Below are 13436 nucleotides of genomic sequence, written 5' to 3' on the forward strand. Positions count from 1 at the left end.
CCGTAGAATAAGACGGATGGCTGAAGCAGAACCGAGGCGGCGGCACCTTGGCGCGCTATTTTCGATTCGAGTATGGGCGATCAGTGTTCGCTGCGTTGCAGTCAACCAAAGCGCTATCACCATGGAAGACTTTTGCTACATCGGGTGCAGCCATGCCGCGCGAGAGCGCACTATAGTTCAATTTCAGCTTTACCTCGCCACCAGGGCGAAGCAGACAATTGGTGTTTTCAACAACGATATGATCACCGGTGGCTCCGACGAACGTGACGCCAGCAGGGAATATTAGACCCGCCGCATCAGTGTCCTGGAGTCCAATCGCAAGGATCGACCGAGTATTCGAAGGACTGTCTAAAGTCACACACTGCATTGAAGGTATAGGATAAATCATTTGCAAGGGATTTGGATTGGATTTGGTCTTCGTTTCGATCACTTCCGCCCAAAGCGTAAAAACATCTGTGTAAAGCCCGTCGATCGCGTACCCCGAAACGGGATCGGTACCCAGCAGGATGGCCTCACCCAGACGCAGGTTGTTGATCTTTCCGGTCGCCCCCTTGCCAAGCGCCCATGGCAAACTGGCAGAGCCGCCGCCTGACACTGTTTCCAGAGCGGGTCCACTTGCAAGTTCGGTGTCGGCGGCAAGCGACGAAAGCAATTCCATTGCTCCTGCAGAGGGTGCCACATGACCCAGACAGGCAAAATTTGCGCCAATCCCCTTCAGAGAAATCCCTTCCATTCTAAGAATTTGAGACACAGTGCTTTCAAGGTGTTCAGGCAAGATGCCATCCCGCATATCCCCCATTTCCACCATCAAGATAATATTGTGAGTAATGTTCTTCCCCAGCGCCTCGATGGCCAGGCTGGCGATAATGTCCATCTCAGTGTTGAAGCTGACATCGCAGTTATCAAGGACTTGCGCGACCTGGCTCAGCATGGGCGTTCGGATCAAGGATATAGAGCACGAGATTCCAGCATCGCGCATACGCATGATATTGCTGATCCGCGCGTCCGCCAGCCCTGTCGCGCCACCTTCAAGCATAGCATTCGCAATCTCAGGATGACCGCAAACGGCTTTTGTCACACCTGTCACCGTAATTCCGCGGGGTCTAAGGTGGTCGACCAGGAACCGTGTGTTGTACCGAATTTTGTCCAGATCAACGTCGATACGCAGCTTGCTCATTCAATCGTCGTAGCACGTACGGGTTGCAAGCGCGGAAAGGCAGATAGAACCATATTCACCAAGTTTTTTGGAGGACGGTTCAATGCGTCAGTGACCGGGAGATACAATTTGCAGTTGTAGTCTGTGATGGCCTTTGAAATCTCAACATCATTCATTCCTTCATGGTTGATCGTCATGCCAATTACCTCTGTGTTCGCAAAAGCCTCGATCAGGGTGATTTCATCGCAAGGGTCGGGCATAGTCATGTTGGGGAAATCACATCGACGTTTTCGTTTAGGCGCGTGTTGAAGAATAACTGCATGTGGCTGACTGCCTCGCAGAATGAAGGCTGATGTGCAAAAAGCCGGATGGCTTAGCGCGCCCTGGCCCTCGATCACTATGACATCCGGGTGCTCACCCTCGGATGCCGCAACGACAGCGCGCTCAAGTTCGCCACAACAAAATTGCGGCGGCACCGAATCCATCGCGACACCATACTTGGCGCCCTGCATCAAACCAGTTTGGCCGGTGCCGACCAAAACTGTTTTGATCCCATGCGCGTTAAGGGCACATGTCAGGATTGTCGCGGTTGTACGCTTTCCAATTGCACAATCGGTGCCGAACACCGCGATGCGGATCGCCTGGACGTCTCCAATACTGCCATCTAACAGGCGCAGGTCGGGATTTGGCCGCGGCTTGCGAATGTCGCGTATCGTGACATCGTGAATTTTGGCAAATCCGGCGAGCTCCTTGTCATCGCTAAGAAATTCATGCAGCCCACTGACGATGTTCATTCCGAGCGTTATCGCATCCACAACAACTTCGCGATCCTCAAGGGACATTCTGCCGCTGGCCGGTGCCATTCCGTAAATAAACGTGTCCGGGATCGTAGCTTCATTAGCGACGGCGGCATCAAGATCATCGAAGATGGGAACCTGATTTGCGACATTGTCAAGCACTTTGCCACTGTCACAACCGCCATACGTGCTGTCGATCACCGAAAGAACGCGATAGGCCTGTGAATGTCGAACGAGACCATTAGCCGTCTTGCCATCGATCTTTGCGAAGTTTCCTTCGCAATACACAATTGCAGTCGGTGTATCTGTCACAAGTGTCTTGCGGTGAAGCTCTGGAAAAACTGCTTGTTCAGGCGGCAGCTTTTGCGCATCGCTGGCAATGAACTGCTTGGCATCCGACGCAATGGGTACGGGTTTCATATCTGTTCCTTTTTGGAGTGTGAAACGCGCTGTCCTTGGTAAGAACGGGCACAAATTGTGAAGATTGGAAAGTGGGCTCTCTGTCTGAAACCTCATTCGTTCAGAACGCACAGCCCTTCTGATCGATGATAGTTTTTGTGGCATTGCCACCCATTGCCGGATCGGTCGATATGGGCATTTTCTGGTAACTCGATTGCATTGCAGCGATCACCGGACGCCTCGTAACCACGTTCGCATTTCCATCCAACTCCATGGATCGCGTCATCGTAGAAAGCATTTTCAGGCACAAACACGGCATCGCACTGTCCGTCGCGCTCAAAATACCCACGCTCGCACGTCCAGGGACGCCCGCTGGTTGATGCGTTCAGAAAAGCGTTTTCCGGCACCGCTACTGCCACGCATGCTTCTCCGTCTTTTTCGTAGCCACGGTTGCAACGCCATGCAGATCCATAAGTGCTGTTCGTCAGGTAAGCATTATCCGGCACCACGATTTTCTGGCAGCTATCGTCTACTCTTGTGTATCCACGCAGGCATCGCCACCTCTCACCTGATGGATCGAGATATCCACCCTCAGGCACAATCACTTCAGTGCATGAGGTGCCGCCAACTTCAACAAAGCCATGCATACATGCCCACCCTGAACCATAGGTTCTGTTTGTGGGGTAGGCATTTCCCGGCACGACAATGGCCACGCATTCTTCGCCTTCCAACCGATAGGACAAATCGCATTCCCAACCGTCGCCATACTTTTTGGGATGCGCGTTATCCGGCATCGAATTTGTTCCGGCCGATGCGGGACTTGATGAGATAAAGGAGCCCGCCAAGCAGCTGAAAACGGCAACAATCAACGCAGTCATGAAGTGAGAGCAAAAACAGTGCTGATTTTTTCGTTTTGTCCTAGTGCAAACGGCATCGTCCGAGAGTTGAATTGTTGAATTACGATCCATCCAGGTTCAGCCCCTCGATGCAGGCCTGTGCTAGATCTTTATTAGGAGTTTGAGATCCCGGCACCGTTGCCCAGCCAGCCGCCATGACGGCATCCTTCTGCTTGAAAGAAGAAGCCTCTTTGATCGTCGTTATTTTTTCGGCGCGTTGAGTGTCAGTTCTCGCCATGTCGACGCAGATCGGAACCAACGCAGCGATTACATTATCGCGGGACATGGCGTTGGCCATCTTGTCCGCGCTACCGCCGGTCATCCATCCACCCCATGAAAATCCAACGACGCCTACGAAAACCCCGCCGATCAGAGCACCGTAGATTCCGGGTTTAAGCCATTCGGGCGTGTTCATAATCTATTCCTCCTGCGGGGAAAGCGCCGCATCGCTGTCATTGTTAGATGTGGCCAAGGTCTGGTCGTGCTTAAGCGCCAGTTCAAAATCTTCTGGGTCAATTGGGCGCATTTCCGTGCGGCCTGGCTTGCTGCCTTTGCCCTGAACTGTCAGGTAGGTTCCGGTTCTGCGATATGCTTCGAAACTCAGGCCCTGTAGTAGTTCTTCTTCAACAACTACTTCATACTCGCCTGCAGGAAGTTCATCCGGGTAGCCGGACAAAGAGAACGGATTTGAAAACGTCACCAAAGAACTGGACGATCTCGTGCTCACCTTGGTCCTCCATATAGTTTGTTGGATCTTCCCCGCGCAGTCTGCCGCGGTACACGCTCGTAAGCGCTGCGGTAGTACTGGCGTTGTAATTTAGAATAATGTGCAAATGGCAGACGCGCGCTGATCGATGTTAGTCTGCGGCCAATGACCTGAGATTTTATTGGAATTTCAAATGCATTTGGTGCCCGAGGATCAGGTACTGCCAAAAATTGACTAACCTGCGTCAGTGCAACGATGTTTGGATTCCGGCAACGTGATGTGTGTTGGCGGGATATTTGCTGGCGTGTTCTTAACGAGTAATTGAGAAGCGCAGGAAATCCAGTACCGCAATCGGACTGTATTTATCTTGCGCTTCTTTTTCAGTGAAATCCCAAATCTGCCGAAGCGAATTCCGTCTCTAACAGGCAACGATCATCAAAATCCCGGCATCGCTGTAGGGGTGAACTTATTGCTTCAACAGTGGCCCGGCCTGATCCAGATAAGTGGGGTCAAAACCGGCCAACGTCACCAGTCCGTCATAATCATCAAATACCACTTGCCCGGATTGAAAAGTAACCAGCCCCTTTTCCCGCAGTTGCCGTAGGACACGATTAACATGCACGGCACTCAGTCCCAGCGTATCGGCAAGATGGTATTGTGTCAGTGGGCAGGTATATCCCATCTTGGTTGCCATCCCGACCTGAGTCAGCCTCACACCAAGTTCCAAAAGAAAATGCGCCATGCGCTCACCCGCATCTCGCCGTCCTATGTTGACCAGGTGCTCAACCACCATCGCTTCATCTCTAGAGACCGCCCAAAGGATTGCTGTCGCCAGCCGGGGCGTTTGCGCAAATGCTTCCAGGAGATCATCCACTACTACTTCAATGGCTTGGATTTCCATGATTGGTTCTATGCTGTGATCCGAGGTGTGCAATAGAACGCTTCGCAAGCCCAGAAAGTCACCCGGTATTTGGAAATCGACGATCTGACGCGACCCGTCAGTCTGGGTTTTGTAGGAACAAACCCAGCCCGAGGCCAGAATGTAGGCCGCCTGCTCTGATTGCCCTTGATGCACAAGGTCACGTCCGGCTTTAAAGGTTCTGCGACGCTTGTGCAGGCGTGCCAATACCGCAAGTTCAACCTCAGTCAGAGCGACGAAGTTTGAAAGCTTTCGGGTGAGTGGACTATTTTTGATAGTGCGCAAGTGTTCTTCCTTCATCGATGAGCAGCCCGCGAAACTATCCGACGCCAAGACTGCTTTCGATCAGTTAAGTATACAGCAATCTATGCCAGTATGGTGCAATTCATCGTGGCGCTTCCTTGCTTGGACGCCTGTTAAAAAAGGACGTCTACCATGGCTGACCGGCAAGACCACTCAGGAATGGCCGCACTCTCAATTTGTGAAGCGCTTTTGCTTGCAATCAAAGATCGTGAGCTCCTGCCCGAACATGAAATTGTGGGAGTTCTGCGTGACGCAGCTGCTGCCCACGAAACAGCGGTCGGCAATAACGATGAAAAGGATATGCACCAGGCCGTCGCCTTTCTCATTAACCAGATCATTGCTTCCGGCTATCGCGTTCGGCAGTAACGTTAATTTCTGTGTCAGAAAAACAAGATTACACTCGTCAAAAAAGCATAACAACAAATAGAAGTACTATTGGTGCCTCGTTCCCGATCAATTCAAACACGAAGCAAGAACCGAAGTTCCAATCTCTGCAATATCTCGACTTAATGAAAAATTCCACGACCGCGACTTACTCCCTCTTCCCCGCCGACCTGCATGAGCCACAACGAGAATTTGCTTACTGGCTGAAGGCCCGCATGGCCTGTCCTGCTGCACTGCCTGCGACAACGCAAACGTTGGCTTTGTTCGGCGTCTAAGTTGCTGATCCTATGTGCAGCGAAACTACAGTTTGATAGTATCGCATCATCATAGCTTTGAATGACCGGTCTGGCGACAACAGCTGCAACGCAGCGATGAATGTGCTGCTACAGCAAATCAATGCTGCGTCAGCAATTGCCGCAATCGCACAAGTCCGGTTTGTCCGCGCAACCGACGTTCAGTAATTATCCTGTTGAGGTTAGAGTTCGAAAAATGAGGATTAGTTGTCACTGGAATTGAAATTTTTCGACAAGCTATAGAAAAACGGCGACCCAATGGGTCGCCGCTATCTGTTTCATCGCAATATCAGATCAATCCAGCGTCCGGGTGACCTCTTCGCGCTCGAAGATTTCGATCACGTCGCCTGCGCGGATATCGTCGTAGTTTTCGAACGCCATACCGCATTCCTGACCCGACTGAACCTCGGCCACTTCGTCCTTGAAGCGCTTGAGCGTCTTCAGCGTGCCTTCGTGGATCACCACGTTGTCGCGCAGCAGGCGGACGCCTGCGGAACGGCGGGCAACGCCTTCGGTAACCAGACAGCCAGCAACCTTGCCGACGCCGGTGACCTTGAAGACTTCGCGAATCTCGGCGTAACCGATGAACTTTTCGCGGATTTCGGCGCTCAGCAGGCCGGAGGCGGCCGCTTTCACGTCGTCGACGAGGTCATAGATCACCGAGTAATAACGGATCTCGACACCCTTCTGGTTCGCGGTGTTCCGCGCCGAGGCGTTGGCACGAACGTTGAAGCCCATGACCGGTGCCCCGGACGCTTCGGCCAAACCGATATCCGTTTCCGTGATCGCACCCACGCCCGAATGCAGAACGCGTACGCGCACTTCGTCGTTGCCGATTTTCTCCATCGCCTGAACGATGGCCTCGGCTGAACCCTGCACGTCGGCTTTGACGAGGATGGGCAACTCGGCCACGTTCTCGTCGTCCTTGGCCTTTTGCATCAGCTGTTCAAGGGTGGTCGCGGCACCGGCGGCGGCGCGTTTGTCCTTGGCGGCCTGTTCACGGTAGGCAGCGATTTCACGCGCCTGCGCTTCCGTCTCGGTGACGTTCAGAACGTCACCGGCCTCGGGCGTGCCGTTCAGGCCCAGAACCTCAACCGGAACCGAGGGGCCAGCTTCCTTGACGCGTTCACCCTTGTCGTTGATCAGCGCACGGACCTTACCGTACTGCTCACCCACAACGAAGATATCGCCCTGATGCAGCGTGCCGTTCTGAACCAGAACGGTGGCCACGGGACCGCGACCCACGTCCAGCTGCGCCTCGATCACGGCACCTTGAGCGGCGCGGTCGGGATTCGCTTTCAGCTCCAGAATTTCGGCCTGCAGCGCGATGGCTTCGAGCAGTTCGTCCAGACCCTGACCGGTGATGGCGGACACTTCGACGTCCTGAACCTCACCCGACATTTTCTCGACAATCACTTCGTGCTGCAGCAGATCGGTGCGCACCTTGTCCGGGTTGGCGTCCGGTTTGTCGACCTTGTTGATCGCCACGATCATCGGCACTTCGGCCGCTTTCGCGTGGTTGATCGCTTCGATTGTCTGCGGCATCACAGCGTCGTCTGCGGCGACAACCAGAACCACGATATCCGTGACCTGAGCCCCGCGCGAACGCATCGAGGTAAAGGCAGCGTGGCCCGGTGTGTCCAGGAAGGTCAGCGTGGTGCCACCATCGGTTTTAACCTGATAGGCGCCGATATGCTGGGTGATGCCCCCAGCTTCACCGGCAACAACACGCGCGTCGCGAATCGCATCCAGCAACGAGGTCTTACCGTGGTCGACGTGACCCATGATGGTAATGACCGGCGGACGCGGCTGCAGATCTTCGTCGCTGTCTTCGACCTCTTTGATGACGTCTTCGACATCCGAATCAGAGACGCGGGTGACCTTGTGGCCAAACTCTTCGATGATCAGCTCGGCAGTGTCAGCGTCGATGGTCTGGTTCTGCGTGACCATCATGCCCATCTGCATCAGCGATTTGACAACGTCAGCCACACGCTCGGCCATACGGTTGGCCAGTTCCGAGACCATGATCGCTTCGGGCAGTTGTACGTCGCGGATCACCTTTTCCCGCTCGACCGGGCCGCCCATGGCTTTCTGACGCGCACGCTCCTGCTTGCGCTTCATCGACGCCATCGAGCGTTGACGATTGCCTTCACCGCCAGTGGCCTGACCCAGTGTCAGCTTGCCCGAGCGGCGGTTGTCATCGCGGCCTTTGCCGCGACCGCGCTGTTCGCGCTCACGATCCTGCTTGCGCGGAGTCGCAGCAGGCGCAGGCTTGCTGGCCGGGCTGCGGGCGGCTTTGGGTTCCTCGGGGGCCGGGGCAGCGGCAGCGCGCTTGGCGGCTTCTTCAGCCTCTTTGCGCTTGCGCTCTTCCTCTTCTGCCTTGGCCTTTGCACGTTCTTCAGCCTCACGCTGTTCGCGTTCCTTGGCTTCCTGCTCGGCCCGACGACGGGCGCGTTCTTCTTCACGCGCCTTTTCGGCGGCTTCGCGTGCGGCGGCCTCTTCGGCCTCGCGGGCCTTGGCGGCTTGCAGCGCCTTCATACGGCGTGCCATTTCCGCGTCAGAGATACCCGCAGGACGACGCGACGGATCACCCGACGGCGTCGCTCCGCCACCCGGTTTGCCGGCGCCCGGCTTGGGAACCACGACGCGTTTGCGTTTGGTTTCCACCACGACATTCTTGGTGCGTCCGTGGCTGAAACTCTGTTTCACATTTCCGGGGCGTGCCCCGCCACGAAGACCCAATGTCTTTTTGCCGTCATTATCGCTCATAAAGCTTCTTACCCTTCCGCGCGGCCCCTGCCGCCGTCATCCGTTTCGCGCAAGCCACGCAGGCGCTGCGCTTCCTCTACAACACGTTTGGCGAGTCCGCCAGAGGCCAAGGCCGCATGAATCACCGTTTGGCGCCCAAATGCCTGTCCCAGCTCGTCCGCAGTCAGCCAACCGATGTATTTACCAAAGTGCGGCGTGCTCAATTTTGACTTGCCGCGCCCTGACCCGTCAGTGGCCTGAATCAGCACCTGGGCCTCTTCCCGGTCCAACCACGACTTGACCTTTTCGTAGCCCGCGACTGCGTCACCGGACTTGCGCGCTAGGCTCAGCATCTCGATCACCCGGCGTGTCATCTGCGCCTCGACCTCATCGGCCAGATTCTGAGGCACGCTAACCTGTGCTTTGAACCCGCGCGCAAACAGCTTTTTGCCGATGGCTTTGTCCAGCGCGGCGCGTTCCGCCGCCACATAGACCCCGCGCCCCGGCAATTTGCCCGCGACATCCGGGTAGACCTGACCGTCCGGCCCCGTCACAAAGCGGATCAACCCATATTTAGGTTGAATCTCGCCCGTGGCGATGCATTTCCGTTCAGGCCCCTCGGACCGATCCTTATGGACGCCACCGCGACCCATGCGCGTACCCCGAGGCCTGAGATCAGGCCTCGGCCTCCTCTTCGGCGACTTCGCCGTCTTCTTCGGGCTGCTCCAACTCGGCCGGATCAACCCAGCCCAGCATGATGCGTGCCGTCATAACCAAATCCTGCGCCTCTTCCAGCGATACGCCGAAGGGCTCCAGAACACCGTCATCCTTGACCCGCTCACCATCGACCGTGGTCCAGCCACCGGCCAGTTCCCAGTCGGCACAAGTCGCGAAATCTTCCAAAGTTTTCACGTCATCCTTGGCCAGCGCCTCCACCATCTGGGGTGTCAGGCCTTCGAATTCAATAAGGCTGTCCTCGGCACCCAAGCTGCGAGCGCTGTCCAGAGCCGCTTTGGCCTGCGCTTCCAGAAATTCGCGAGCACGGGTCTGCAGTTCCTGCGCAGTGCCTTCGTCGACGCCGTCAATGACCAGCAGTTCTTCAATCTCGACATAGGCCACCTCTTCGAGGTTGGTAAAGCCCTCCGAAACCAGAAGTTGCGCGAAGAATTCGTCCAGATCGAGGCTTTCCATGAACAGCTGGGTGCGGGCTTCGAACTCTTTCTGACGGCGCGCCGATTCTTCGGCTTCGGTCATGATGTCGATGTCCAGATTGGTCAGCTGGCTGGCCAGACGCACGTTCTGACCACGGCGACCAATGGCGAGAGACAGTTGTTCTTCGGGCACGACCACTTCGATCTTGCCAGCTTCTTCGTCCAGAACCACCTTGGAAACCTCGGCAGGTTGCAACGCGTTCACAAGGAAAGTCGGCTGATCTTCATTCCACGGAATGATGTCGATCTTTTCACCCTGCAGCTCGTTCACAACGGCCTGCACACGGCTGCCGCGCATACCAACGCAGGCACCCACTGGGTCGATGGACCCGTCATACGAGATCACGGCGATCTTTGCGCGCGAGCCGGGGTCACGGGCCACGGCCTTGACCTCGATGATGCCGTCATAGATTTCCGGCACTTCCATCTTGAACAGCTCGGCCATGAATTCCGGCGCGGTGCGCGACAGGAAGATCTGGTGACCACGCACCTCGCGGCGAACCTCTTTGATATAGGCACGCACACGGTCATTCGGGCGATAGCTTTCGCGGCCGATCTTGTCATTGCGGCGCAGAACGGCCTCGGCACCGCCCAGATCGACGATGACGTTGCCAAATTCTTCGCGCTTGACGGCACCGTTGATGATCGTGCCTGCGCGATCCTTGAATTCTTCGTACTGACGGTCACGCTCGGCTTCGCGGACCTTTTGCAAAATCACCTGCTTGGCGGATTGAGCGGCGATACGGCCCATCTCAACCGGGGGCACTTCTTCGACGAAGACGTCACCAACTTCTGGCGATTCCATGTACTGACGCGCCTGTTCGACGGTCATCTCGGCCTGATAGTTCTCAAGCTCTTCATCTTCAACCACGGTGCGGACGCGGGTAAAGGTGGCTTTACCGGTCTTGCGGTCGATCGACACGCGGATGTCCATCTCGGCACCGTAGCGGCTCTTGGCAGCACGGGCGAGCGATTCCTCCATCGCTTCGACGACCAGACCGGGGTCGATCATCTTTTCGCGGGCCACGGCCTCGGCGGTTTGCAAAAGCTCCAGCTGGTTGGCTGAGGTAATTGCCATCAGTTCGTCTCCTCTTCGGACCCTTCGGTCTCAATCTCGTCGAAGGCGTTTTCGTTCAGGGCGCCCGCATCTTTACGTTGGCGCAGCATTTCCTTGATCAGGTCGTCGGTCAGAACCAGCTTGGCGTCGCTCAGCCAGTCGAATTGCAGACCGATGGTAATTGTCTCGTCCCCTTCAGGGATGTTGATCAGAACCTCGTCCCCTTCGATCCCGGCCAGTTCGCCCTTGAAGCGGCGGCGACCGTCGATCAGTTCGGCGGTTTCAATCTTGGCCTCATACCCCTCGAAGGTCTCAAAATCCTTGAGGCGCGTCAGGGGGCGGTCGATGCCGGGGCTGGACACTTCCAGCGTGTAGGCGTCGAGGATCGGGTCCTCAACATCCAGTGTGGCGCTAACCGCGTTGGAAATCTCGGCGCAATCGTCCACTTCGATGCCACCATCGGGCTTGTCGGCCATGATCTGCAGCGTAGTCTGCTTGCCGCTCATCAGGCGGATGCGGACCAGTTCATACCCCAGATCCTCGATCACGGGGGTGATGATCTCGGCCAGTCGCCGGTCGATGGCTGCTTTGGCTATCAGGTCATTTGTCATCAGTTACTCTACCCTTCAATCGGGCACAAAAAAACGGGCGCGCGGCCCGTCGAAATTTCCGGTGGAGCCCCGGACCGAAGCCCGACACGCCGCTGTTGGAAATGCATATACGCAGGCTTTCCCGAATCTGCAACCCCCGGCGAGTGTCCTGACCGGAATTACGCCAACCACCACCGTTCGGCGATACGGCCATCGTCCAGCACGCGGCCCGTTCCGATCTGGCGTGGCATGCCGACATTGGGGGCCACAGCCAGTGCCATATCCGATTCGCCGGGGTAGAACCGCAGACCGCGCTGCCCCTTCAAATCGCCCGAGGCAGGCAGGGCCGCGACGTCCACATAACCATCCCGCAAGGCTTCGGCACGGACGCGAGCGTCGGGGATGACGATGATTTCCACCGTATCAGCCCATCCGGCCGCCCCGTCCTTATAATGACCAACAACCTTGCGCCCCAGGAAATGACGGCCGTCCTCGGCCCGCTCAACGTGATAGCACCCGGTGCCGTTCGCCGCCTGTAACGGCGTGACACTCTGCCCGTCGCGGGTGATCACAAACCGGCTGTCGGCCAGAAGAAAGGGGAAACCCGGATTTGCTTCGTTCAGTTCCACTCGCACCTGGGACGGAGTCAGCGCCTCGGCCTGTCCAACCTCGCCCAAAACCGCGAGCACATCCTGAGCGTCCAGGGTTTCGCCATTGTGAAACAGCACATCCTCGCGCAGGTCGAAATTCCAGACGCGCGCCTCGGCATCGGTTTGCCAGCCGGAGGCCAGCTCACCCCGCAAGGTTCCGTCCGGAGCAATCTCGGTCAGCGTGTCGAACACCGCACCCCTGGCGACCAGCTCCAGACTGTCATCGCGCGGCACTGCCAGCCGCAATGTGCCACCCCTTTTCGGCGTATCCGCGAGCGAGGCCCCTGTTGCTGCCAGCAAAGCGGCGGCAGCACCTGAGGCAAACAGAGCACGGCGGTCGATCCGGGTCATGCTACGCCCTCCGCCACACGATCCATGATGCGCACCAACTCGGCGCTGATGCCGGGTTCGGACAGGGCGTGGCCTGCGTTGCGCACCATCTTCAACTCGGCATTGGGCCAGCGTTCCGCCAATGACCACGCGGCCTGCGGCGGGCAAATCATGTCATAGCGACCCTGCACAATATGTCCGGGGATATGGGCGATCCGGTCTATCTGGTCCAGAATCTGCCCGTCTTTCTCAAGGAATACGCCGTTGATGAAATAGTGGTTCTCAAGCCGCGCAAAAGCCCGCGCGTACTCACCCGGGCTTTCCCCGGTCGCGCCTTGCGAGTGGATTGACGCCAGTGAATTTTCCCACGCCGACCAGGCCCGCGCATAGAGGATTTCGGTGGCGCGATCACCCGAGAACAGGCGTTTGTTATATGCGGCAATCGGATCGGACAACTCGGCCTTGGACAGCAATGAGGTGAACTTAGCCCACTGCTCGGGCCAGAACTTGCCCGCACCGCCGCCGTAGAACCACTCCAACTCGGCCTGCGTGGCCAGAAACACGCCGCGCAGCACCAGGCGGTTCACCCGGTCCGGGTGGGTTTGCGCGTAAATCAGTGCCAGGGTCGCACCCCAGCTGCCGCCAAACACGGTCCAGTCCTCGATATTCAGTAAGGTCCGCAGCCGCTCGATATCGGCCACAAGGTGCCAGGTGGTATTGTCTGTGACCGAGGCATGGGGCCGCGACCGGCCACAACCGCGCTGATCGAAGAGAATCACCCGAAAAATTTCCGGATCAAAATAGCGCCGCATGGCAGGGCTGCATCCGCCACCCGGTCCGCCATGCAGAATCACAACTGGCACGCCGTCGGGATTGCCGCATTGTTCCATATAAATACGGTGCCCGTCGCCCACATCCACCATTCGCTGATCAAACGGGTCGATCGGCGGGTACAGATATTGAACTGCGCGCTTTTGGTCCGGGTACTTGTCCATTA

General features: G+C 56.8%; 13 protein-coding genes. 1 reads left to right on the forward strand and 12 read right to left on the reverse strand.

The annotated features are described in order from the left end of the window. Positions 1 to 55: 55 nt before the first annotated feature. The 6 genes from ACR0IY_RS18860 to ACR0IY_RS18885 all read right to left on the reverse strand — a co-directional run bounded on the left by ACR0IY_RS18860 (position 56) and on the right by ACR0IY_RS18885 (position 5173). Positions 56 to 1177, reverse strand: a complete 1122-nt coding sequence (locus ACR0IY_RS18860) for an alanine/ornithine racemase family PLP-dependent enzyme (RefSeq protein ID WP_480676045.1) — start codon at positions 1175 to 1177, stop codon at positions 56 to 58. Then, the gene (locus tag ACR0IY_RS18865; protein ID WP_480676047.1) at positions 1174 to 2517 is read right to left on the reverse strand and encodes an N-acetyltransferase DgcN family protein; all 1344 of its coding nucleotides are present in this window, start codon (positions 2515 to 2517) and stop codon (positions 1174 to 1176) included. Before ACR0IY_RS18865 ends, ACR0IY_RS18860 begins: the two co-directional genes overlap by 4 nt. After that, positions 2466 to 3320 carry a hypothetical protein gene (locus ACR0IY_RS18870; protein ID WP_480676049.1) on the reverse strand — a complete coding sequence of 285 codons (855 nt, stop codon included), beginning with the start codon at positions 3318 to 3320 and terminating at the stop codon, positions 2466 to 2468. The genes ACR0IY_RS18865 and ACR0IY_RS18870 overlap by 52 nt, the downstream gene beginning before the upstream one ends. Then, positions 3310 to 3663, reverse strand: coding sequence for a hypothetical protein (locus ACR0IY_RS18875; protein ID WP_170694906.1), 354 nt, complete (start codon positions 3661 to 3663; stop codon positions 3310 to 3312). The genes ACR0IY_RS18870 and ACR0IY_RS18875 overlap by 11 nt, the downstream gene beginning before the upstream one ends. Positions 3664 to 3666: 3 nt before the next feature. Continuing rightward, positions 3667 to 3975, reverse strand: coding sequence for a hypothetical protein (locus tag ACR0IY_RS18880; protein WP_170336653.1), 309 nt, complete (start codon positions 3973 to 3975; stop codon positions 3667 to 3669). A 445-nt stretch (positions 3976 to 4420) separates the two neighbouring features. Continuing rightward, positions 4421 to 5173: a Crp/Fnr family transcriptional regulator gene (locus ACR0IY_RS18885; protein ID WP_480676051.1), complete on the reverse strand. Its 753-nt coding sequence runs from the start codon at positions 5171 to 5173 to the stop codon at positions 4421 to 4423. Positions 5174 to 5308: 135 nt separating this feature from the next. On the opposite strand from ACR0IY_RS18885, the gene ACR0IY_RS18890 reads away from it, so the two are divergent. Beyond that, on the forward strand, positions 5309 to 5542 hold the full coding sequence (locus ACR0IY_RS18890; protein WP_480676053.1) for a hypothetical protein: 234 nt from the start codon (positions 5309 to 5311) through the stop codon (positions 5540 to 5542). A gap of 605 nt (positions 5543 to 6147) precedes the next feature. Here ACR0IY_RS18890 and infB read toward each other — a convergent pair. From infB to pip, 6 genes are all read right to left on the reverse strand, one after another. Continuing rightward, a complete protein-coding gene (infB, locus tag ACR0IY_RS18895; RefSeq protein WP_480676055.1) occupies positions 6148 to 8622 on the reverse strand; it encodes a translation initiation factor IF-2 in 2475 nt (824 codons plus the stop codon). Positions 8623 to 8630: 8 nt separating this feature from the next. Then, a complete protein-coding gene (locus ACR0IY_RS18900; RefSeq protein ID WP_480676057.1) occupies positions 8631 to 9254 on the reverse strand; it encodes an RNA-binding protein in 624 nt (207 codons plus the stop codon). 22 nt (positions 9255 to 9276) lie between these two features. Further along, entirely contained in the window at positions 9277 to 10890 is a 1614-nt protein-coding gene (nusA, locus tag ACR0IY_RS18905; RefSeq protein WP_480676059.1) for a transcription termination factor NusA, read from the reverse strand. Continuing rightward, on the reverse strand, positions 10890 to 11480 hold the full coding sequence (gene rimP / locus ACR0IY_RS18910; protein WP_152459779.1) for a ribosome maturation factor RimP: 591 nt from the start codon (positions 11478 to 11480) through the stop codon (positions 10890 to 10892). The genes nusA and rimP overlap by 1 nt, the downstream gene beginning before the upstream one ends. A gap of 158 nt (positions 11481 to 11638) precedes the next feature. Further along, on the reverse strand, positions 11639 to 12460 hold the full coding sequence (locus ACR0IY_RS18915) for an ABC transporter substrate-binding protein (RefSeq protein WP_480676061.1): 822 nt from the start codon (positions 12458 to 12460) through the stop codon (positions 11639 to 11641). Next, a complete protein-coding gene (gene pip / locus ACR0IY_RS18920) occupies positions 12457 to 13434 on the reverse strand; it encodes a prolyl aminopeptidase (protein WP_480676063.1) in 978 nt (325 codons plus the stop codon). Before pip ends, ACR0IY_RS18915 begins: the two co-directional genes overlap by 4 nt. Between the last annotated feature and the right edge of the window lie 2 nt (positions 13435 to 13436).

The organism is Ruegeria sp. BC1 (assembly GCF_056539305.1).